Here is a 23221-nt window from a genome sequence, read left to right on the forward strand (position 1 = left end):
GGAGGAGACCACCCCGGGCCCGCCTCGGACCGTCGGACGTGGCCGTCGCCGACCCACGCGGCCGGATCCGGACGCCTCTGACCTGCGGGTTGTGACCAAACCGCGAGCTCGGCGACCTCCGGTGGTGACCGGTTCCGGACGCCGGCGGGAGGGGGTGGGCTACGTCACGTCAGGCGCGTGGCACCGATCCTCCGGTTCGACTGCGCGGTTCCCGGCGGCCCGCTTAAGGTCGCGCAGAACCTGGGATCAAGGAGCACTGCGTGCGTCGTCGGACGGGTCGCCGTCCAGGCGCCATGGTTGTACTCTCGCTCGTTCTCGGGCTCGTCGCCGTCACGGCGCCCGTGGACGCCGCTCCCGCGCCGTCGGCCCTCGCCGACGAGGTGGCCGCGGCCGGCCCCAGCGCGACCAGCACAGCGGGAGCGACCGCGTCGACGACTCCGACCGCCGACGACGAGGACGACGAGAACGGCGGGTCCGGCACCGTCCCCGACGTCGACGCCAACTACGGCGACACCAGCGTCGACCTGCCGCGCCCCGTCCACGGCGCGACGGCCATCCGGCTGCTGGGCGAGCAGGTCGACGAGGCCGCCGCGCTCAACGACCTGGAGACCGACGAGCTGGTCGACCTCCTGCGCACGGACCCCACCGCCTGGCTGGACGCCGAGGGACTGGTGTTCTTCAAGGACGTCGCCGTCGACCCGCAGCGCGACCTGCCGGTGCCGGCCGCCGCCGCGCCGCTGGACCAGACCTTCCTGCTGCACAGCCGGCCCGGCGCGAAGCGCACGATCTTCCTCGACTTCGACGGCGGCAACGTCAGCGGCACCGGCTGGCACGCCCAGAAGCCGGGCCTCCCCACCACCCAGCCGGCCTGGCGTCCCTCCGGGGCCACCTCCGGCTCGTTCAACAGCACCGACCTCGCCGCCTTCCAGGCCGTCTACGAGGGCGTGGCCGAGGACTACGCGGCGTTCGACGTGGACGTGACCACCGCGGACCCGGGAGCCGCGGCCATCCTGCGCAGCAGCCTGAGCGACGATGTCTACGGCTCGCACGTGCTGATCACGCCCGACGCGGTCTCTCACGACATGATCTGCGGCAAGGTGTCGGAGGGCTTCGGCTGCGGCGGCGTCGCCTACCTCGGTGTCTTCGACGAGGCCCGGGGCCCGGGCGGCGACGGCTACGGCTACGCCCAGCCGGCCTGGGTGTTCCCCCAGAGTGCGGCGGCCTCCGTCAAGGGTGTCACCGAGGCCGCCAGCCACGAGGCCGGCCACCAGCTCAGCCTCTCCCACGACGGCAACCAGGCGGGCGTCGACAACTACGACACGGGTCACGGTGCGTGGGCCCCGATCATGGGCGCCGGCTACAGCCACCCGATCACGCAGTGGTCGAAGGGTGACTACGCCTCGGCCAACAACCGCGAGGACGACGTCGCGATCCTCGGCGCCAAGCTGGGCGTGCGGGTCGACGAGGCCCCCTCGGTCATCGTCGGCGCCCCGGTGAAGCCGGCCGGGCCGGCCTACATCAGCAGCCGCACCGACGTCGACACCTATCTGCTCGGCACCTGCTCGGGGGCGGTGTCGATCGCGGCGAACCCGCTGTCGGCGATGCCGGACCTCGACATCAAGCTGACCCTGCTCAACGCCGCCGGCAGCGTCGTGGCCACCGCCGACCCCGCCTCCGGCCAGACGAGCGTGAGCGTGGCCACCGGGATGGCCGCCTCGATCAACCAGACGCTCGGCTCCGCCACCTACTACCTGCAGGTCGACGGGGTCGGGTTCGGCACCTGGGCCAACGGGTACGACGACTACGGCTCCCTCGGCGCCTACACCGTCAGCACCAACGGCTGCGACGGCGCAGCCCCCACGGGCACCCCGACGGCCCCGGTCTCGGTGACGGGCACGCCGCACGCCTCGGACTCGACGGTCAACCTCAGCTGGGCCGCCCCGGCCAGCGACGGCGGCAGCCCGGTCACCGGCTACGTCGTGACCCGCGTCGGCGACCCGACGGTCGTCCAGCTCGGCCCGGGCGCCACCAGCTACTCCTGGACCGGCCTGTCGGTGTCGACGACCTACACGTTCAAGGTCACCGCGCTCAACGCACGGGGGCCGGGTCCGACCGTCAGCGTCAACGCGACCACCACCAACGGGACGATCAAGCCGGGGGCCCCGCAGGCCGTCAGCGCGCGCTGGCTCAGCGTCGCCGGCGCCGCTCAGATCTCGTACTCGGACCCGGCGAGCACCGGCACCCACGCCGTGCAGCAGTACGACGTCTTCGTCGACGGCGTCTTCGTGGTCAGCGGCGGCAGCGCCCGGCGCTCGGTCGACGTCCTCAGCAGCCTCCTCACCCCCGGCACGCACACGCTCGGCGTCGCCGCCACCAGCTTCGCCGGCCAAGGCCCGGTCACCACCGTCTCCGTCGAGGTCCCGGCGCGCCCGGCCAACGACGCCTTCGCGCAACGCACGACCCTCTCGGGCATCTCCGGGACCGTCACCGGCGACAACCTCGAGTCGTCGGCCGAGGTCGGGGACCCCCGGCCCCCCACGACCCGGATCGTCGCCGGCCGCGCCTCGCTCTGGTACTCCTGGACGGCGCCCCAGTCGGGACTCCTGCAGCTCTCGACGGGCTCGAGCGTCGCCGACCGCGACACGACCCTCGGGGTCTACGTCGGGACGGCTCTCGGCTCCCTGACGGAGTGGACCGGCAACGACGACGCCACGGGCAAGCTCTCCTCCGTGCAGCTCCTGGTCACGGCCGGCACCACCTACTCGATCGCCGTCGACGGGTTCCGCGACATCGCGACCGGGGTCGGGCCGTTCACCCTGTCGTGGAACTTCATCGACGACGGCCCGAAGGCGACCACGACCTCCCTGGCGGTGGCCTCCAGCGGGACCACCGTGACCCTGTCGGGCAGCGTCAGCGCCACCTACGGCGCCCCCGTCGGCTACCTGGAGTACCGGCGCGGCAGCGCGGTCATCGGCTACGGCGACGTCAACACCCTGACGACCGCCTCCACGCTCACCGTCGACCGGCAGCCCCGGGGCGAGCAGACCTACACCGCGCGCTTCGTGCCCGACAACCCCAGCAGGTTCGTCCCCTCCTCCACGAGCCAGGTCCACACGGTCGTCGGGACTCCCACGACCACGGGGCTGCAGGCCACGGTGGACGCGCGCAGCGTGACGCTCGCCGTGACCGTCTCGCCGGCGTCGGCCACGGGCTACGTGGAGCTCTACGACGGCAACGTCCAGGTCGGCTCGGGCCAGGTCACGACCGGCGCGCTGGCGGTGACCCTCACCTCCGTCACCTCCGGGGAGCACAGCTACACCGCGGTCTTCTCACCCACCGAGTCCCAGCTCTACGACGGCTCGACCTCCGCTGCCCGTAGCGTCACCGTCGAGGGGCCGCCGGGCACCAAGCCCACCACCACCAGCCTGACCGGATCCCTGGACGGGCGCACCGCCACGGTCACCGCGACCGTGCGCTCCGGCTCGGGCACCCCCTCGGGCAGCGTCCAGCTCACCGACGCCGGCGTCGTCGTCGCGACCGCGCCACTGACCGACGGCACGGCGACGCTCACGGCCGGCGACCTCACCAAGGGCAGCCACACGTTCCGTGCGACCTTCGTCCCGGAGGACCCCGCGGTCTACGCGGCCTCCCAGTCGTCCAACGTCGTCCTGTTCGCGCAGGCCACCGTCACCACCACCGAGCTGACGGCCAGCGTCAGCGGACGCACCGCGACCCTGCGGGCCACGGTCTCCCCGACCGCCGCGGCCGCAGGCGGCCACGTCCGGTTCATGGAGGGCGGCACGCTCGCCGCGTGGGCCTACGTCACCGACGGCGTCGCGCAGGTCTCGGTGTCCGGGCTGGCGACGGGGGAGCACACCTACGTCGCGCAGTTCTACCCGATCGACCCCACCCGCAACGACTACTCGAGCTCCCCGGCGCGCACCGCGACCGTCCTGGCGAACCCGACCACGACGGTCCTGGGCTCCGCGGTCGTCGACCGTCAGGTCACCCTGTCCGCCACCGTGACCACCAACCTGGGCAGCCCGGCCGGTGCGGTGCAGTTCCACGAGGACGGCACGCTGGTCGGGACCGGCACGGTCTCCGGCGGCAAGGCCTCCGTCGTCCTCGACGGCGTCACCCGGGGCGACCACGTCTACGTCGCGACGTTCGTCCCCACCAACCCGGCGGACTTCGCCGGCTCCGTCTCGGCCGCCCACACCGCCGTCGTCACCGCCCCTCGCACCACCACGGACCTGACCGTGGCGGTCGACGGGCGCACCGTGACCCTGACCAGCAGCGTGAGCGCCACCGAGGGCACCCTCGACGGCACCGTGGAGTTCCGGGAGGGCGGCACGCTCCTCGGCACCCGGCCGCTGGCCTCCGGCGCAGCGGAGCTGGTGCTGAGCGACGTCGGCCCCGGCCCGCACTCCTACACCGCGACGTTCGTCCCCAGCAGCGCGAGCCATGTCGGCTCGACGTCGCCGACGCGCACCGCGACGGTCTTCGTCGCCACCGCGACCGCCCTGACCGCGACCCTCGACGCCCGGCGGATCACGCTGGCCGCCGAGGTCACCGGCCCCGGCAGCCCCAGCGGCGTCGTGCGGTTCCGTGACGGCGGCGTCCTGGTCGGCACGGTCCCGCTGTCCGGCGGGGCCGCCACGCTGACCCTGGAGGCGGTCGTCCCGGGCGAGCACACCTACACCGCGACGTTCGAGGCGACGAACCCCGAGGCCTACGGCTCCTCGACGTCGGCGCCCCGTGCAGTCGTCGTGGACCGGGTCGCCACCACCACCACGCTCCAGGCCACGGCGACCGGCCGCACCGTCACGCTCGTGGCGAGCGTCACCGCCTCCTCCGGCGCCCCCACCGGCACCGTCGAGCTCCGCGAAGGCGCGAGCGTCGTCGCCACCGTCACCCTGAGCAACGGCACCGCCACGCGGACCCTCAACGGCGTCGCGTTCGGCCCGCACTCCTACACCGCGACGTTCGTGCCCACGGGCACGGTCCACCTCGGCTCGGCGTCCGCGAGCCAGGCGACGACCGTCCTGGGCTCCACCACGACCACGCTGGACGGCAGCGTCAGCGGCCGCACCGTGACGCTGACCGCCTCCGTGGCCAGCGACGGCACCCCCGCCGTCGGCCGGGTGACGTTCTACCGCGGCACCGGACCCTTCTTCGCAGCCGACGTCGTCGCCGGCACGGTGGTGACGACGCAGACCAACGTCGTGCCCGGCGACTACACCTACACGGAGAAGTTCGTCCCCACCAACAGCGCCAACCACAACGCCTCCGAGTCACCGGCGACGCCGGTGACGGTCGCGAAGGCCGTCTCCGCCACCACGCTCGAGGCGGCCGTCAGCAACCGCACGGTCACCCTCGACGCCGCCGTCACCGTGCCGAGCGGTGCGGCCGCCGGCCAGGTGCGCTTCCGCGAGGGCGAGACCGTCGTCGGGACCGTCACCCTCTCCTCGGGTGCCGCCCGGCTGACGCTGGGCACCGTGGCCCCCGGGGCGCACACCTACACCGCCACCTTCGTGCCCAGCGACTCGGTGACGTACGCCGGGTCGGTGTCCGCCGAGCGCAGCGTCGAGGTCGCACGCATCGCCACGACCACCGGCCTCGCGGCGGTCGTCGACGGCCGCACGGTGACGCTGACGGCGGTCCCGGCGACCACGTCCGGCACGCTCACCGGCGCCGTGGAGCTCCGCGAGGGCGACGCCCTCCTCGACACCGTGCCGCTCACCGGCGGCAGCTCGGTGCTCGCGCTGACCGGCGTCACGCCGGGTCAGCACTCCTACACCGCGACGTTCGTGCCCACCGGGACCACGCACGCCGGCTCCACCTCGCCCACCCGCACCGTGACCGTGGCAGCGGTGGCGACCGTCACCGGCCTGAGTGTGCAGGTGTCCGGACGAACCGTCACCCTGGACGCGAACGTCACGTCCGCGCTGGGCACCCCCGCCGGCGACCTCGTCCTGCGCGACGGCACCACCGTCGTCGGCACGGTCGCGCTGGTGGACGGCGCGGCGACGCTCGAGCTCTCGTCGGTCGTGCCCGGGGCGCACAGCTACACCGCGACCTTCGCCCCCTCCGACACCGTCAGGCACGGCGCCTCCCAGTCCCCGGCGCGGGTCGTCACGGTCGACCCGATCGCGACCACGACCTCGCTCACGGCGACGTACGCCGGCGGCCGCTCGCTCACGCTGGAGGCCCAGGTCGCCGGCGACAGCGGCACGCCCGCGGGCCGTGTCGTCTTCCGCGACGGCACCACCGTCGTGGGCACCGTCGACGTCGAGGACGGCGTCGCGTCGCGGACGCTGCAGGTCAGCCCGGGCGAGCACCGCTACGTGGCCACGTTCGTCCCGACCGACCCGGTGACCTACGGCGGCTCCGCCTCGGCGCCCCGCACGGTCGAGGCCGACCCCTACGTCACCAGCACCTCGCTGTCGGCCGTCGCCACCGGCGGGACCGTCGCCCTCGAGGCGCGCACCACGGCGGGCGCCGCCGGTGAGGTCGTCTTCCGCGAGGGCGGCGACGTCGTCGCCACGGTCGCGGTCACCGGCGCGGCCGCATCGGCCACGCTCGAGGACGTCGCCCCGGGGGAGCACACCTACGCCGCGACCTTCGTGCCGGCCGACCCCGCGACGTACGCCGGCTCGGTCTCGCCCGAGCGCACCGTCAGGGTCAAGAGCCCCAGCGCCACGGCGCTCTCCGCGAAGGTCGCCGGCCGGACGGTCACGCTGACCGCCGACGTCACCACGGACGGCTCGGCCGCCGGCGAGGTGGTGTTCCGCGAGGGCGACACCGTGCTGGGCGCCGTCCCCGTGGCCGATGCTGCGGCGTCGCTGGCCGTGGAGGACGTGACGCCGGGCGAGCACCGCTACCGGGCGACGTTCGTGCCGGCCTCGGCCGACGCCGTGTCGGGCTCGGTCTCGCCGGTCGCCTCGGCGACCGTCGACCCGTTCGCGACCAGCACCGCGCTCGGCGCGAGCGCCGAGGGCCGCACGGTCACGCTCGACGTCGAGGTCACCAGCCCCGACGGCACCCCGACCGGAGCCGTCGAGCTCCGCGAGGGCGACACCCTGCTGGACACCGTCACGCTGGCCGACGGCGGCGCGACCCTCGACGTCACGGACGTCGCGCCGGGCCAGCACGCCTACACCGCGACGTACGTCCCCGCCGACGCCGTGGCCTTCGCCGGCTCGACCTCCGCCGAGCGCACCGTCACGGTGGCGCCCGTGGCGACCCGGACCGCGCTGACCGCGTCGGCCGAGGGCCGCACGGTCACGCTCGGCGCCGAGGTCACGTCCGGCTACGGGACTCCCGCGGGTGAGGTTGTGCTCCGCGAGGGCTCGACCGTGCTGGGCACCGTCGAGCTCGAGGACGGCGAGGCCGCCCTGGAGCTGACCGACGTCGATCCGGGGGAGCACACCTACACCGCGACGTTCGCGCCGTCGGCGCCGGCGACCCACGCGGTGTCGACCTCGTCGGCGCAGACGGTGGCGGTCGGCGCCATCGCGACGGAGACGTCGCTGAGCGCCGCCGCCGAGGTCCGCACGGTCACGCTGTCCGCGGAGGTGACCGCCACCGGCGGCAGCCCCGCCGGAGACGTGATCTTCCGCGAGGGTGACCAGGTCGTCGGCCAGGACGATGTCGAGGACGGCGTCGCCTCCCTCCAGCTGACCGATGTCGAGCCGGGGGCACACGCCTACACGGCGACGTTCGTGCCCTCCGACGACGTCCGCCACGGCGGGTCCGTCTCCGCGGAGCGACGCGTCGTCGTCGACCCGATCGCGACGCAGACGGCGCTGAGCGCCGCCGCGGACGCCCGCACGGTCTCGCTGTCGGCCGAGGTGACCGCCGCCGGCGGTGCCGCGGCCGGTGACGTGGTCTTCCGTGAGGGCGACGAGGTCGTGGGCCGGGCGGCCCTCGAGGCCGGCGCCGCCTCCCTGGAGCTGACCGACGTCGCACCGGGGGCGCACTCCTACACCGCGACGTTCGTGCCCGCCGACGACGTCCGCCACGGCGGGTCCGTCTCCGCGGAGCGACGCGTCGTCGTCGACCCGATCGCGACGCAGACGGCGCTGAGCGCCGCCGCCGATGCCCGCACCGTCACGCTCTCGGCCGAGGTCTCTTCCGCCGGTGGGAGCCCGGCGGGTGACGTGGTGTTCCGTGAGGGCGACGAGGTCGTGGGCCGGGCGGCCCTGGAGGAGGGGACCGCCTCGCTGGAGCTGACCGGCGTCGCGCTGGGGGAGCACGTCTACACCGCGACGTTCGTCCCCACCGACGAGGTGCGCCACGGCGGTTCGGTCTCGGCCGAGCGCCGCGTCGTCGTCGAGCTGATCGTCACCACGACGACGCTGGACGCCGGCGTCGACGTGCGCCGGGTCGTCCTGAGCGCCCGCGTGGACGGCGCCAGCGGCACGCCCGCGGGAGACGTGGTCTTCCGCGAGGGTGACCAGGTGGTGGGCACGAGCGCCGTCGAGGACGGCGCGGCCTCCGTCGAGCTGACCGCGGCCACGCCGGGCCAGCACGCCTACACCGCCACGTTCGTGCCGGCCGACGAGACCCGGTTCGCCGGGTCCGTCTCGGCCGAGCGCTCCGTGGTGGTCGAGCCGATCGTGACCACGACCGAGCTGAGCCTCACCGCACGCGCGCAGACGGTCACCCTCGACGTCCGGGTCACCGGCGCGTCGGGCACCCCGTCCGGAGACGTCGTGCTGCGTCAGGGGGACACCGTCCTCGCGACGCTGCCGCTCACCGCGGGCGGGGTCACCTTCGACCGGACCGACCTGGACCCGGGCGAGCACCTGTTCACCGCGACGTTCGAGCCGAGCGACCCGGCGACGTACGCCGCGTCGTCCTCGGGCGACCAGAGCATCACCCTCGGCGCCGTCGCGACCACGACGGGCCTGACGGCGGTCGTGGACGAGCGCACCGTCACCCTGACCGCGACCGTCTCCGCCCAGCGGGGCACCCCCCAGGGCTGGGTCGTCTTCGTCCAGGACGGGCAGGAGGTCGCCTACGAGCAGCTCACAGGCGACGGCACCGCCTCCACGACGCGGCTCGACGTCCCGCCCGGCGAGCACGTCTACACGGCGCGGTTCACCTTCGTCGAGACGATGCACGCGGAGTCGACGTCGCCGGAGCGCACCGTCACGGTGTCCGACGCCGCGGTCCGCACCACGACCAGGCTCGAGGCCTCGGTCTCGGGTCACACGGTCTCGCTGACGGCGCAGGTCGACGCGTCCGTCGGCCTGCCCGAGGGCTCCGTGGAGCTCCGCGCCGACGGCGTCCTGGTCGAGACGGTCACCGCCTCCTACGGCTTCGCCAGCATCCAGCTCCTGGACGTCCCCACCGGCACGCACCGCTACGTCGCCACGTTCGTCCCGGCCGACGCCCGGCAGTACGCGGGCTCGTCGTCCACCGCGCAGGTGGTCGAGGTGGCGGGCACGCCGACCACCACGTACCTGAGCGGCTGGGCGACCGGCAGCACGGTCTCGTTGTACGCCAACGTCTACCCCGACACCGGCACCAGCGCACCTGGCGGCACCGTGGAGTTCCGCGAGGGCGACCGGCTGCTCCGGGCCGTCCCGGTCACCGGCGGTGTGGCCCAGCTGAAGGTCCCCGACGTGCTCGGCGGCACGCACACCTACACCGCCACCTACGTGCCGAGCGACGGGATTCACGGGGGCTCCGAGGCGTCGGCTCCGACCGTGGTCGCCCCCACGTCGACCACGACCGGCCTGACGGCCTCGGCCGACGGCCGCACCGTCACCCTGGCCGCCGACGTCGACGCCGCGCTCGGCACCCCGACCGGTCGGATCCAGTTCGTGGAGGACTCGGTCGTCCAGGGCACCGTCCCGGTGAATGCCGGCAGGGCCACGCTGTCCCTCGACGCGGTGCGGGCAGGCCAGCACCGCTACGCCGCCTACTTCGTCGCGGACGACGAGTCGGTGCACGCCGGCTCCGTCTCGCCGACGAGCACGCTCACCGTGGGAAGGAGCGACACCGCGAGTGCCCTCACGGTGACGGTCGCGGACAGCACGGTCACCGCCCAAGTCGCCGTGACGAGTCCCTACGAGGTCCCCGAGGGCGTCGTCGTCCTGCGCGAGGGCGGGCTCGACGTCGGCAGCGGCACGGTGGAGTCCGGCGCCGGCACGGTGACGCTGACCGACGTCCCGCGCGGCAGGCACACCTACGTCGCGCACTTCTTCGCCGCGGCCGGGACGTCCTACCGCGACTCGGTCTCGGCGTCGCGGGTCGCCCAGGTCGGGGAGCCCGACCCCGAGGCGGCCGCCACCGCGACCGCCCTCGACGTGGTCGTCACCGGCCGCTCGGTGGCGCTGAGCGCCGTGGTGACCGCCGGCCAGGTGAAGCCCGCCGGCCAGGTGGTCTTCGCCGAGGACGGCGTCGACCTCGGGGTCCCGGTGGCCGCCACCGGTGGCGTGTTCCGCCTGCCCGCCAGGCTCGCCACCGCCGGCCAGCACACCTACACGGCGCGCTTCGTCCCGGCCGACGCGGCGGCGTACGGCTCGTCGGTGTCGACGGGTCGCACCGTGACCGTCTCGCCGGCGGCGACCTCGACGTCGCTGACCGGCTCGGTCAGCGGCACCACGATGACGCTGAACGCCAGGGTCGCCGTGGCGGGGGAGCCGGTCGTCGGTGGACAGGTGCAGTTCCTCGAGGGCACCAGGTCGGTCGGCGTGGCGAACCTCGTCGGCGAGCGGGCGACCGTGCTGGTGACCGGGGTGAGCGTCGGCCGGCACAGCTACACGGCGCGCTACCTGCCGCCTACCGGTGACCACCTGTCGTCGAGCTCGACGGCGGTGTCCCTGACGGTGGCCCCGGCGGTGTCCCGCACGACGGTCACCGCGCCGAAGAAGGCCAAGCCGGGCGCCCGCCCGGTGGTGACGGTCAAGGTCCTGCGCGGTGCCGCCGCGGCGGCCGGCCAGGTCGTCCTGCGCTACGGCACGAAGTCGGTGACGCTCACGCTCCGCAACGGCGCCGCCACCTTCAAGCTCCCCCAGCTGCGCGCCGGCAAGCTCAAGCTCACCGCCACCTACCGCGGCAACGCCACCACCAAGACCTCGGTCGGCGTCTTCACGGTCACCGTGAAGCGCTGACCCTTGCGGTTTGGTCACAGACCGCACGTTTCGGGCCCCGAGACCTGCGGTTGGTGACCAAACCGCAGGGTCCGCGAGCCGCGGACCCGGGTCGAGGATGGCCAGCGTCCGTGCGGTCGCTGTCGGGGGCTGACCCCTGTGGTTTGGTCACAGACCGCACGTTCTGGGGCTCGAGACCTGCGGTTGGTGACCAAACCGCAGGGTCCACCGGCGCGGCGCAGGGGTGGGCGACGAGCGACCGGCGCTAGGAGGACGAGCCGGGGAGCGGGTAGCCGAGCTCCTGGTAGTCGCGCGCGTAGAACTCCGTCAGCCGGTCGACCAGCGACGGCGACAGCTCGACGGCCGAGCTGGAGACGCCGGCCCGCTTGGAGCTGTGCATGGTGTGGGGGATCTTGGGGTCGAGGTCCAGCTGCAGGCGGGTGTTGAGGTCCTCCATGACCGCCTCCATGCCGTCCTCGAGCCGGTGCACGGTCACCCCGTCGAGGTGGAACTCGTGCTGCGGTCGCAGGTGGTTGTCGAAGACGTAGGGGTTCGTGCGGTAGCGCGTGAACGCCCGGTCGGCCCACGCCTCGACCGAGGCGGCGTCGGTGCGCGGGTCCTTGGTGTTGCGCATCAGGTACTCCGAGCGGAAGCGCGCCACCGGGTCGCGCACGATCATGAACCGCACGTCGAAGCGCGAGACGTCGATCAGCTCTCGCAGCAGCTCGGCCTGGTAGTGCTGAGGCGAGCAACGGCGCAGGGGGAACAGGTCCGCCCCGGTCGCGCGGGTCTCCAGGAAGTACGTCGTCCAGCCCGACCGCTTGAAGATCCGCTCGATCGTGCTGCCCCCGGTCTTGGGGACGTGGACGAAGAGGAGGTTGCGTCCCTCGCGGCTGAAGATCGGCATCGGTCAGGCCGTCCAGGTCGGGAGCGGGAGGGCCGGGTGCAGCGGTGACAAGGTGGTCCTCTCGGGGCGACGTGCTCGCGGACTCGCGTGGCGCCAGAGCCTACAACGCGCCCGCGGGCGCCCCGCAGCCGCCCGGCAGCCCGTAGCTGCGGCGTCCCGGCTGGTTCGCACTCCCTGCGGTGTGGTCACAAACCGCATGTTCCGGGGCCCGAGACCTGCGGTTGGTGACCAAACCGCAGGGGTCAGGGACCCGGCGGCCTCAGGCCGGCCAGTCGGGCGGGTACTCGTCGACGAGCTTGTCGTGCTGCTTCTGCAGGCGCTTGCGCATCTTAGTGGGGAGACGGTCGCCGAAGACGGTGCCGAGGGTGTGGTCGGTCTCGTGCTGGAGGCAGCGGGCGAGCATGCCGTCGCCGGAGAAGGTCACGGGGGAGCCGTCGAGCCCGGTGCCGGTCACGGTGGCGGTGTCGGGGCGGGCGAGCTCGACGAACGCGCCCGGGAAGGACAGACATCCCTCCTCCGCCTCGTCGAGCACCCGGTCGCGTCCCTCGGGGAGCGTCAGCACGGGGTTGCAGACGAGCCCGACCGTGCGCTGCCCCGACTCGTCGGGGCAGTCGAAGACGAACATCGCCACGTCCTCGCCGATCTGGCACGCCGCGAGGCCGACGCCGTCGGCGGCGTACATCGTCGCCACCATGTCGGCGGCGAGCGAGGCCAGGGCCTCGTCGTACGACGTCACGAGCGTCTGCGGGCGGTGCATCACCGGGGTGCCCCAGCGGGTCATCGGCCGGACGCTGCCGCCGGTGGGCAGCGGACCGTGGGGAGCGAGGGGCGCGGGGGAGGACTGGTCGGGCACGCAGCGATCCTAGGACCGGAGCCGACGCGGACCGCGGCGGCCCGACGTGACCGGCCCCACGCGGGCCGGTGTAGCCCGGCGTGTAACTCCGAGTTACATTATCTCTATGTCCCTCCTCACCAGCCTCCGTCCCGGCGGTCGGCACGGCGTCCCGAGCACGGAGTCGCGCGACCCGATCGGCTACCTCGTCGCCGGCCTCAACCGGCTCGCGCAGAGCGACCTCCTCGACCGCGTCGGCCTGCGCCGACCCGCCGAGCAGGCGGTCTTCTCGGTCACCCGCAGTGGGTTCACGACGATCACCGCGGCGAGCCGCGGCTTCTCGTCCGCAGGGAAGAAGGGCCAGCCGGGCGTGCGCGTCGCCCCGGCGCCGGCCAAGGGGGTCTTCGACCTCACGCCCACCGAGGACGAGCAGATGCTCGTCGACGTGGTCCGCGAGCTGGCCCAGGAGGCGTTCCGGCCGGCCGCGGCCGACGCCGACGAGGCCTGCGCCGCCCCCGACGACGTGCTGGCCGCCAGCCTCGAGGTGGGCCTGCCTATGCTCGGTGTGCCGGAGGCGCTCGGCGGGATCTCCGAGGAGCGCTCGGCGATGGCCGGCACGCTCGTCGCCGAGGCCCTGGCCCACGGCGACATGGGGCTTGCGGTCGCCGCGCTGGCGCCCGGATCGGTCGCCACCGCGCTCGGCCTGTGGGGCACCGACGCCCAGCAGCAGACCTACCTGCCGGCCTTCGCCGGCTCCGACGTGCCGGCCGCGGCGCTGGCCCTCAACGAGCCCACCGTCCTCTTCGACGTGCTGGAGCCCGCGACCACCGCGACCCGCACCGCGGACGGCTACGTCCTGAACGGCGTCAAGAGCCTGGTGCCGCGTGGCGCCCAGGCCGAGCTCTTCGTCGTCGGCGCCTCGCTCGACGGGCGACCCGTGCTCTTCCTGGTCGAGTCGTCCACCCCCGGCCTGGCGGTCGAGGGTGACCCCGCCATGGGCGTGCGCGCCGCCTCGCTCACGAGGCTGACGCTCACCGACGCCGCCGTCCCGGCCGACGCCGTGCTCGGCGACACCGAGGGCGAGGCCTACCTCGAGTGCGTGCGGCTGTCCCGCCTGGCGTGGTGCGCGCTCGCTGTCGGCACCGGCCAGGCCGTGCTCGACTACGTCACGCCCTACGTCAAGGAGCGTCACGCCTTCGGCGAGCCCATCGCCCACCGGCAGTCGGTGGCGTTCATGGTCGCCAACCTCGCCATCGAGCTGCAGGCCATGCGCCTGGTGACCTACAAGGCGGCCTCCCGCGCGGCTGCCGGCAAGGACTTCGCCCGCGAGGTCGCGCTGGCGCGCAAGCTGTGCGCCGACAAGGGCATGCAGATCGGCCTCGACGGCGTCCAGCTGCTCGGCGGCCACGGCTTCGTCAAGGAACACCCGGTCGAGCGCTGGTACCGCGACCTCCGCGCGGTCGGCGTCATGGAAGGAAGCGTGCTGGTCTGATGCCCATCAACCTCGACGACCCGAAGAAGTTCCGTCCGCTGGTGGGCCAGGCCCACCAGGTGGCGATGAACATGCTGCGCCCGATCTCGCGCAAGTACGACCGCGCCGAGCACGAGTACCCGCAGGAGCTCGACATGCTGGCCGCGATGATCGACGGCCTGGCCGAGTCAGGGGCCAGCGAGGGCGCCGGAGCCGCCGGCGTACGCCGTGAGGACGCCGACGCCGACTCCTCGGTCAAGAACGGCGCCAACCTCGCCTCGGTGATGTCCATCGCCGAGATGTGCTGGGGCGACGTGGGGCTGCTGCTCTCGATGCCGCGTCAGGGCCTGGGCAACTCCGCCATCGCGTCGGTGGCCGACGAGGAGCAGCAGGAGCGCTTCGCCGGCGTCTGGGCCGGCATGGCCATCACCGAGCCCGGGGTGGGGTCCGACTCCGCCAACATCAGGACGACCGCCACGCTGGACGGTGATCACTACGTCCTGAACGGCGAGAAGATCTACGTCACCTCCGGCGACCGCGCCGACCACATCGTCGTGTGGGCCACCCTCGACAGGAGCCTGGGACGCGCGGCGATCAAGTCCTTCGTGGTGCCCAAGGGCACGCCCGGCATGCGCGTCGACCGGCTCGAGCACAAGCTCGGCATCCGGGCCTCCGACACCGCGACGATCATCTTCGAGGACTGTCGGGTGCCCGCCGAGAACCTCCTCGGCTCGCCCGAGGTGGACACCAAGCAGGGCTTCGCCGGCGCCATGGCGACCTTCGACAACACCCGCCCGCTCGTGGCCGCGATGGCCGTGGGCTGTGCGCGCGCAGCGCTCGACCTCACACGCGACCTGCTGGCCCAGGCCGGGGTGAGCGTCGACTACGACCGTCCCGCCCAGACCCAGTCGGCGGCGGCCGCGCGCCTGCTGCAGATGGAGGCCGACTGGGAGGCCGCCCACCTCCTGATGCTCCAAGCCGCCTGGATGGCCGACAACCGCCAGCCCAACTCGCTGGAGGCCTCCATGGCCAAGGCGAAGGCCGGACGCGTCGGCTCCGACATCACCCTGGGCTGCGTGGAGCTGACCGGGTCGCTGGGCTACAGCGAGGCCGAGCTGCTCGAGAAGTGGGCCCGCGACTCCAAGATCCTCGACATCTTCGAGGGCACCCAGCAGATCCAGCAGCTGATCGTGGCGCGCCGGGTCCTGGGGCTCTCGAGCGCCGAGCTGAAGTAGCGCTCCACCCACGAACGACGAACGGCGGCGGACCCTGGGGGGCCGCCGCCGTTCGCGTCGTGAGGAGGAAGGGTCGGGTCAGCTCGTCGACTTCTTCGCGACGGCCGAGGCGATGTCGGCGGGAGTCACGTCGACGTCGGCGGTGTCGGCCTGCGCGTCGATGCCGGTCAGCGGCTCCTTGGTGCCGCCAGCCGTGTCGCTGCTGCTCGTTGCCTTATTCGCGGCCGCCTTCTTCGCCGGGGTCTTCTTGGCCGGCGCCTTGGTGGCCGGGGCCTTCTTTGCGGCCGGGGCCTTGGTGGCCGGGGCCTTCGTCTCGACGGGAGCCGGGTCCAGGCCGAGCTCCTCGGTGACGTTCACCGGGGTCGTCGGGTCGACGGCGACCTTCGGAGCGGGCGCCTTCTTCGCGGCAGGCGCCTTCTTGGCGGCGGGAGCCTTCTTCGCCGGGGACTTCGTGGCGGGGGCCTTGGCAGCGGCGTCCGGGGCCGACGGCGCGGCGGGGTCCTTGACCGGCAGCACGGAGGACGCGGCCTGCTTGGCGGGCGTCGCCTTGGCCGGGGCCTTGGCAGTGGCCTTCTTGACGGCGGGCGCCTTCTTCGCGGGCGCCTTCGTGGCGGCGGCCTTCCTGACGGGAGGCACGACCTCGGGGGCGAGGGCGTCGCCCTGCACCTTGCCGGAGGCGTCAGGGGAGTCGGTGGTGGTCGACGGCTTCGAGGGGGCGGACGCGGCGGGCCGCGTGGGCTGCTTGCGCCCCGGGAGCAGCGAGGTGACGGTGTCCGCGGCCTTGCTGGCGGCGGTGCCGGCCACCAGCTTGCCCAGACCCACGCCGCCCTTGGCGCTCTCGACCGTCAGGCTGGCGGCCTTCTGGGCCGTGCCGAGCGCGGCGTCCTTGATCGACTCGATCGGGTTCTTGCGGGCCACGGGAGGTCCTTTCGTCGGTGCAGCTGTCGTCGTTCTCGGTACCCATCCAACGACCGGGGACGCGTCAGGTCAGGGTGACCTTGCCCACCGCGTCAGGCGTCGCCGAGGCGCCGCACCGGCAGCTTGGCTCCGGGGGCCGAGCGCTTCGGCGGCTTCCGGGCCGCCTTGGTGGCGGCCGGCCGCGGCGCGACGTTCCGGGCGACGGCCGCAGGTGACGGGGCCGAGGAGGTCGAGGAGGGAGGCGAGGGTGCCGGCGCAGGGGGCGGCGCCATCGGCGCCCGACCGGGGCGAGGAGGAGCCGCGGGCCCGGTCCCGCGTCCGGTGGCGTCGACGGCCCGTCGCAGGGCCCGGGCGAGCAGCGGACGCACGGTGCGGGCCGCGCGTGCCCCGATGGCGGTGCTGATGACGGCGGCCCCGGAGGCGGCGCTCCTGATGCGGTCGGTGGCTGCCATGGGGACTCCCTGTCGTCGAGCGATCCGGTCGTCGTCCGATTGAAGCAGGCTGCGACAACGACGGCGGGCGGGCGCACCGTCGCCGGGACGATGCGCCCGCCCGAGGTAGGCGGGGTGCTGAGGGGTCAGGAGGCGTCAGGAGACGCTGCGGAAGGGGTCGTGCTCGGCGAGGATCTTGTCGACCCGGGCCTGGTCCAGCCGGGACACGACGTACTGGCTCTCCTGCGAGTCGCGCACGCACTTGGCCAGCGTGAAGCACGACGTCGTCAGGAACATCGTGCCCAGGCCGAGGAAGGCGCGGATCCACGGGTCGACCGGCAGGTAGAGGATCGCGAGGATCATGGTCAGCAGCGCGATGCCGAACGAGATGGCGGCCTGCGCGAAGAAGGCGTTGGTGTTCTTGGCGGAGTTCGGAGTGCTCATGGCACCAGCCTGGCCGTCGTACGGCGGTCCGGGAGCGGTCCGAGTACCTGCATCCGACTGAGTACGCGTCCTCAACCGTGCTGCGGGGCGGCGCAGGCACGGCGGGCGCACGGCGTGGCAGGCTCGGGGGCGTGACGAGCGACGAGCGGGCCGACCTGATCGTCTCCACCCTGACCGACGCCTTCGCGCCACTCATGGCGGCCGACCCGGCGGCGTTCCGGGGGAAGTTCCGGACGATGTCGGCGGACCCGCACGCGTTCTACCGCGGCACCGCCTGCCTCTTCTACGCCGACGTGACCGTCGCCGACGACCCCTTCGCCGACGAGCGCAGCGGTCGGATCTGGGTGCACGGCGACCTGCACGTGGAGAACTTCGGCACCTACCTCAACTCCGACGGCCGTCTGGTCTTCGACATCAACGACTTCGACGAGGCCTACCTGGGCCGCTTCACCTGGGACCTCCAGCGGTTCGCCGCGTCCCTGGCGCTCGTGGGCTGGCAGAAGGCGCTGCCCGAGGAGGACGTGCGCCGACTGGTCGGGCGCTACCTGCGCGCCTACCTCGCCCAGGTCGACGAGTACCGCGACAGCGACGAGGACGACTTCGCGCTCCACCTCGACAACACCGAGGGCCCCATCCAGGAGGCCCTGGTCATGGCCCGCCACCAGCGTCGCGCCGAGCTGCTCGACGAGAGCACCGAGGAGGTCGACGGGATCCGCCTCTTCCGCGAGGGCCGCGGCGTGCGGCGGCTGGGCAAGCGGGAGCGGGCCAAGGTCGTGGCGGCGTTCGAGGGCTACCTGGAGACCATCCCCGAGCGCCGGCGCTCCGACCGCGACCTCTTCTACGAGCTGCGCGACGTCGTGGGCCGGTCGGGCTTCGGGATCGGCAGCGCCGGGCTGCCGGCCTACAACGTGCTCGTCGAGGGCTACAGCCAGGCGCTCGACAACGACGTGGTGCTCTCGATGAAGCAGGCCAACGTGCCGGCGATCAGCCGCTTCGTCGACACCTCCCACGTGGAGCGCTACTTCGAGCACGAGGGTCACCGCACGGTCGTCAGCCAGCGGGCGCTGCAGGTGCACACCGACCCGATGCTGGGCTACACCGACGTCGACGGGGTGGGCTACGTCGTCAGCGAGGTCTCGCCGTACGAGGTGGACCTGGACTGGACCCACCTGACCGAGCCCGACGAGATCGCCCGCGTCGTCGACCTGCTGGGCCGGGCCACGGCCAAGATTCACTGCGCCTCCGACGAGGACAGCGACCAGGACCTGGTGGACTTCCAGGTGGAGGACGCGATCGCGGAGAGCGTCGAGGGGCGCCGGCGCGAGCTGGTCCGGTGGGTGACGGACTTCGGGATGGCCTACGCCGACCAGGTGCGCGAGGACCACGCGCTGTTCGTGCACGCGTTCCGCGAGGGCCGCATCGGCGTCACGGCGACCTGAGGAGCTCCCGCAGGCGCCCCACCCGCGACCGGATCGTGGGCGGTCCGCGCGCTCAGACCAGGTGCGCGGGGCCGCTGGGGCCCGCGTCGAGGTGGCGCGGCGCGGCGAACCCCTCGGCCACGAACGCGGCGTCGACCGCGCGCCGTACGGCCTGGGTGCGCTCGCTGGGCACCAGGGCGATCGCCGAGCCACCGAAGCCGCCGCCGGTCATGCGCGCACCCACCGCGCCGGCCTCCAGCGCGGTGGCGACCACGACGTCGAGCTCGGGGCAGGACACCTCGTAGTCGTCGCGCAGCGAGACGTGGGAGGCCTGCATCAGCCGGCCGAGCTCCGCCCAGTCGGCGGCCTCGATCGCGGTGACGGCGTCGGCGACGCGGCCGTTCTCGGTGACGACGTGCCGGGCACGGGCCTGCAGCCGCGGGTCGTCGAGACGGTCGACGTCGGCCAGGGTGGCCCGCCGCAACGAGGACAGACCGAGCTGTTCGACGGCCGCCTCGCAGTCGGCGCGGCGGGCGCCGTAGCCGCCATCGGTGAGCGTGTGCGACACCTGCGTGTCCACCACGACGAGGGTCAGTCCGGCGTCGCCCCAGGGCAGGGCCACGTCGCGGGTCGAGCCGTCCTCGAAGTCGATCAGCAGCCCGGCGCCCGGTGCGGAGAGCAGCACCGCGCTCTGGTCGAGTCCCCCGGTGGGGGCGCCCGCGACCTCGCTCTCGGCGCGCCGGCAGGCGGCGACGAGCTCGTGGCGCAGCTCGTCGGTCAGCTCGCGGTCGACCAGCCCGGCCATGGCCACCGCGACCGCGCACTCCAGGGCCGCCGAGCTCGACAGGCCGGCGCCCATGGGCACCGTGCTCTCGACCTCGAGGTCGACGCCGGGCAGCTCCCACCCGGCCTCGCGCAGGGCCCAGAGCACGCCGACGGCGTACGTCGCCCAGCCCTCGGCCTGGCCGGGGCCGGTGGTGGCCAGCGTCCCGGACCACGGCTCGCCCTGGCCGCTGCTGCGGGCCGACACCCGGTCGTCGTCGCGCGCGGTGGCGGTGACGGTGGTGGCGTAGGGGATGGTGAGGGGCAGGCACAGGCCGTCGTTGTAGTCGGTGTGCTCGCCGATGAGGTTGACCCGGCCGGGAGAGCGGCCCACGGACGTCGACATGGTCGGAAGCCTAGGGGGCTCGTCTCGGGGCGCGGCCCTAGGCTCGTCGCGTGCACTTCCTCCACGACACCACGCCCACGCACGACCTGACCTACGACGACGTCTTCATGGTGCCGCGTCACAGCGGCGTCGCGAGCCGCTACGACGTCGACCTGGCGACCGCCGACGGCACCGGCGCGACGATCCCGCTGGTGGTGGCCAACATGACCGCGATCGCGGGCAGGCGGATGGCCGAGACGGTGGCGCGGCGCGGCGGGATCGTGGTGGTGCCGCAGGACATCCCGTTCCCGGTCGTGAAGGAGGTCGTCGCGGACGTGAAGTCGCGGCACCTGGTCTTCGACACCCCGATCGAGCTCACCGAGCACCAGACCGTGGCCGAGGCACTGTCGCTGATCCCGAAGCGGTCGCACCGCGCAGCCGTGGTCGTCGACGTGGAGGGGCGCCCGGTGGGCGTGGTCTCGGAGGCCGACTGCGCCGAGGTCGACCGCTTCGCGCAGGTCGGGCAGGTGATGAACCCCCGCCCGGTGCTGATCCCCGACGACACCGACCCGCGCGCCGCCTTCGACGCCATCGACGCGGCGCGGACCGCGCTGGCCGTGGCGGTGCGCCCCGACGGCCGGCTCGCCGGCGTCCTCACCCGCACCGGTGCGCTGCGCGCCACGCTCTACTCGCCGGCCGTCGACGCCTCCGGTGGCCTGCGGGTCGCGGCGGCGGTCGGCGTCAACGGCGACGTCGCCGAGCGGGCGGCCGAGCTGCTCGGGGCCGGGGTCGACTGCCTGGTCGTCGACACCGCGCACGGCCACCAGGACCGCATGCTCGACGCGCTGCGCGCCGTACGCGCCCTCGACCCCGGTGTCCCGGTCGCCGCGGGCAACGTCGTCTCGGCCGAGGGGACGCGGGCCCTGATCGAGGCCGGCGCCGACATCGTCAAGGTCGGCGTCGGGCCCGGCGCGATGTGCACGACGCGGATGATGACCGGCGTCGGCCGCCCGCAGTTCTCCGCGGTGCTGGAGTGCGCGGCGACCGCCCGTGAGCTCGGACGCCACGTGTGGGCCGACGGTGGCGTGCGCCACCCGCGCGACGTGGCGCTCGCGCTGGCGGCGGGGGCGTCGTCGGTGATGATCGGCTCGTGGTTCGCGGGCACCCACGAGTCGCCCGGCGACCTGCTGGAGGACTCGCAGGGCCGCGCCTACAAGACGTCGTTCGGCATGGCCTCCGCGCGTGCCGTGGCCAACCGGACGTCGGGGGAGTCGGCCTACGACCGGGCGCGCAAGGGCCTCTACGAGGAGGGCATCTCCTCCTCGCGCATGTACCTCGACCCGGCCCGCCCCGGCGTCGAGGACCTGATCGACGAGATCTGCTCCGGCGTCCGCTCGGCCTGCACGTACGCCGGCGCCTCCACCCTCGCGGACCTGCACGAGCGCGCCGTCGTCGGCGTCCAGTCCGCCGCCGGCTTCCACGAGGGTCGCCCGCTCGCCACGTCGTGGTGACCCCTTGCGGTTTGGTCACCAACCGCACGCCACAGCGCCGGGACCTGCGGTTTGTGACCAAACCGCAGGCCTGGCTGGCTAGCGCGAGGAGCGCTCGGTGCGTCCGCGGACGATGCCGATGAACGTCTGGACGCGCTCGTCGTCGTTCTCGACCAGCCACGCGAGGCCGACCTTGGTGTCCGGCAGGTCGGTGACCGGTCGCGTCACCACGTCCTTGCGCTGGTGCAACCTCGCCACCGACATCGGCACGAGCAGGACGCCGGTGCCGGAGGCGACGACCTCGACGGCGTCCTTGATGCTCATCTCGGGCCAGTCCAGCTGGTCGGCCGACGGGGTCCAGCCCGACTCGTGCGGGAGCACCAGCTGCTCCTCGCTCAGGTCGTCGAGCGAGACCTCGTCGGCGGCGGCCACCAGGTGCTCGAGCCCGGCCACGACGACCGGCACCTCGTCGTACAGCGGGATGCAGTGCATCCCGTCGCGGTCCACGGGCAGCCGCACGAGCGCCATGTCGAGCGCACCGTCGCGCAGGCCCGACTCCTGCTCGTCCTGGGTCACGGGCACCAGCTCCAGGGGGGTGCGCGGGTAGCGGGTGCGCCACACGCGCGCCCACTTGTCCGGGGTCGCGCCGGTGACGAAGCCGACACGGAAGGGGCGAGTGTCCACCGCCCGAGTATGGGGTAGTGGGCGGCACTGGCTAGCGTCGAGGTCGAGCCGGAGCCACGGCGAGACGTAGGGGAGAGGGACACGCATGCGGGTGCTCGTGACCGGCGCGACCGGCTACGTCGGGTCGCGGCTGGTGCCCGCGCTCCTCGCGGAGGGCCACGACGTGGTCGCCGCCGCCCGTGACCTGACCGCCCTGGACCGCTTCGCGTGGGGCGACCGGGTCGAGCGCCGCCACTTCGACGTCGAGGACACCGTCTCGGTCCACCTGGCCGTGCGCGGCGTCGACGCCGTGGTCTACCTCGTGCACTCCATGGCCTCGGGGGAGTTCCTCAAGCGCGACCGGGAGGCGGCCGACTACGTCGCCGACGCCTGCGAGTACGCCGGGGTCTCCCGCATCGTCTACCTCTCCGGGCTGGTGCCGCCCGGTCACCTGTCCGACCACCTGCGCTCGCGCCTGGAGGTGGAGGACATCCTGCTCGCCAGCGGCGTCCCCACCACCGTGCTGCGCGCAGCCATGGTGATCGGCGCCGGCTCGACGTCGTTCGAGCTGATGCGCCGCGTGAGCGAGCGGCTGCCGCTGACGCCGGTGCCGGTGTGGATGCTGCGCGACATCCAGCCGGTGGCCGTCGAGGACGTCGTCCACCTGATCGCCCGGGCGCTCGAGGGTGAGCCCCGCAACCGCGCCTACGACGTCGGCGGCGACGAGGTGCTCAGCTACCGCGCGCTCCTGGAGCGCTTCGCCGGGCTCGCCGGACTGGAGCGCCAGCAGGTCCTGGTGCCGGTCGCGCCCGAGTGGGCGGTCGGCGAGGCCGTGGCCCTGCTCTCCGGGCTGCCGCGCTCGACCGTCCGGGCGCTGGTGCGCAGCCTGGCCCACGACATGGTCTGTACCGAGGACGACGTACGGCGCGAGCTCTCGCCGGGTCATCGGTTCCTGTCCGTGGACGAGGCGATCACCCGCTCCCTGGCCGGCCAGACGCACGCCACCGAGGTCGACGGCGACGTCCAGGGCCAGGCCGCCAGCGACCCCGACTGGGTCGGCAGCACCCGCGACTGACGCCCGCGCCGGCGGCTGCTCACCCTTGCGGTTTGGTCACAGACCGCACGTTCGAGCGCCCCAGACCTGCGGTTGGTGACCAAAC

13 protein-coding genes are annotated in these 23221 nt (G+C 73.6%); 6 read left to right on the plus strand and 7 right to left on the minus strand.

All coding sequences use genetic code 11. The annotated features are described in order from the left end of the window. Positions 1 to 293: 293 nt before the first annotated feature. A complete protein-coding gene (locus tag IRQ30_RS03185) occupies positions 294 to 11126 on the plus strand; it encodes an Ig-like domain repeat protein (protein WP_193611590.1) in 10833 nt (3610 codons plus the stop codon). Between the two features lie 244 nt (positions 11127 to 11370). Here the strand turns inward: IRQ30_RS03185 and IRQ30_RS03190 are convergent, their stop codons facing one another. Together IRQ30_RS03190 and def are read right to left on the minus strand one after the other, a co-directional pair. Next, positions 11371 to 12012, minus strand: coding sequence for a sulfotransferase family 2 domain-containing protein (locus IRQ30_RS03190; RefSeq protein WP_193611591.1), 642 nt, complete (start codon positions 12010 to 12012; stop codon positions 11371 to 11373). A gap of 259 nt (positions 12013 to 12271) precedes the next feature. Next, positions 12272 to 12793, minus strand: coding sequence for a peptide deformylase (gene def / locus IRQ30_RS03195; RefSeq protein ID WP_193611649.1), 522 nt, complete (start codon positions 12791 to 12793; stop codon positions 12272 to 12274). 178 nt (positions 12794 to 12971) lie between these two features. Between def and IRQ30_RS03200 the strand changes: the two genes are divergently transcribed. Both IRQ30_RS03200 and IRQ30_RS03205 read left to right on the plus strand, forming a co-directional pair. After that, positions 12972 to 14336 carry an acyl-CoA dehydrogenase family protein gene (locus IRQ30_RS03200; RefSeq protein WP_193611592.1) on the plus strand — a complete coding sequence of 455 codons (1365 nt, stop codon included), beginning with the start codon at positions 12972 to 12974 and terminating at the stop codon, positions 14334 to 14336. Further along, positions 14336 to 15550: an acyl-CoA dehydrogenase family protein gene (locus tag IRQ30_RS03205; RefSeq protein ID WP_193611593.1), complete on the plus strand. Its 1215-nt coding sequence runs from the start codon at positions 14336 to 14338 to the stop codon at positions 15548 to 15550. The genes IRQ30_RS03200 and IRQ30_RS03205 overlap by 1 nt, the downstream gene beginning before the upstream one ends. A gap of 78 nt (positions 15551 to 15628) precedes the next feature. Here the strand turns inward: IRQ30_RS03205 and IRQ30_RS03210 are convergent, their stop codons facing one another. The 3 genes from IRQ30_RS03210 to IRQ30_RS03220 form a co-directional block, all read right to left on the minus strand. Then, positions 15629 to 16468: a hypothetical protein gene (locus IRQ30_RS03210; RefSeq protein ID WP_193611594.1), complete on the minus strand. Its 840-nt coding sequence runs from the start codon at positions 16466 to 16468 to the stop codon at positions 15629 to 15631. 92 nt (positions 16469 to 16560) lie between these two features. Next, the gene (locus tag IRQ30_RS03215) at positions 16561 to 16920 is read right to left on the minus strand and encodes a hypothetical protein (protein ID WP_193611595.1); all 360 of its coding nucleotides are present in this window, start codon (positions 16918 to 16920) and stop codon (positions 16561 to 16563) included. A 135-nt stretch (positions 16921 to 17055) separates the two neighbouring features. After that, positions 17056 to 17343, minus strand: coding sequence for a YiaA/YiaB family inner membrane protein (locus IRQ30_RS03220; RefSeq protein WP_193606955.1), 288 nt, complete (start codon positions 17341 to 17343; stop codon positions 17056 to 17058). Positions 17344 to 17474: 131 nt separating this feature from the next. Here IRQ30_RS03220 and IRQ30_RS03225 point away from each other — a divergent pair, with 131 nt between their 5' ends. After that, positions 17475 to 18782, plus strand: coding sequence for a DUF2252 domain-containing protein (locus IRQ30_RS03225; RefSeq protein WP_338089542.1), 1308 nt, complete (start codon positions 17475 to 17477; stop codon positions 18780 to 18782). A 52-nt stretch (positions 18783 to 18834) separates the two neighbouring features. On the opposite strand, the gene galK is transcribed toward IRQ30_RS03225, so the two are convergent. Beyond that, on the minus strand, positions 18835 to 19929 hold the full coding sequence (galK, locus tag IRQ30_RS03230; RefSeq protein ID WP_193611596.1) for a galactokinase: 1095 nt from the start codon (positions 19927 to 19929) through the stop codon (positions 18835 to 18837). Between the two features lie 50 nt (positions 19930 to 19979). Here galK and IRQ30_RS03235 point away from each other — a divergent pair, with 50 nt between their 5' ends. Then, positions 19980 to 21419: a GuaB1 family IMP dehydrogenase-related protein gene (locus tag IRQ30_RS03235; protein ID WP_193611597.1), complete on the plus strand. Its 1440-nt coding sequence runs from the start codon at positions 19980 to 19982 to the stop codon at positions 21417 to 21419. 78 nt (positions 21420 to 21497) lie between these two features. On the opposite strand, the gene IRQ30_RS03240 is transcribed toward IRQ30_RS03235, so the two are convergent. Next, positions 21498 to 22082 (minus strand): LysR family substrate-binding domain-containing protein, encoded by a 585-nt coding sequence (locus IRQ30_RS03240; protein ID WP_338089543.1) that lies wholly within the window; start codon positions 22080 to 22082, stop codon positions 21498 to 21500. Positions 22083 to 22167: 85 nt separating this feature from the next. Between IRQ30_RS03240 and IRQ30_RS03245 the strand changes: the two genes are divergently transcribed. Then, positions 22168 to 23136: an NAD(P)H-binding protein gene (locus tag IRQ30_RS03245; protein WP_193611599.1), complete on the plus strand. Its 969-nt coding sequence runs from the start codon at positions 22168 to 22170 to the stop codon at positions 23134 to 23136. The last annotated feature ends 85 nt before the right edge of the window (positions 23137 to 23221 follow it).

It is taken from the genome of Nocardioides lijunqiniae (genome assembly GCF_015024225.1).
In the GTDB taxonomy this organism is placed as follows: domain Bacteria; phylum Actinomycetota; class Actinomycetes; order Propionibacteriales; family Nocardioidaceae; genus Nocardioides; species Nocardioides lijunqiniae.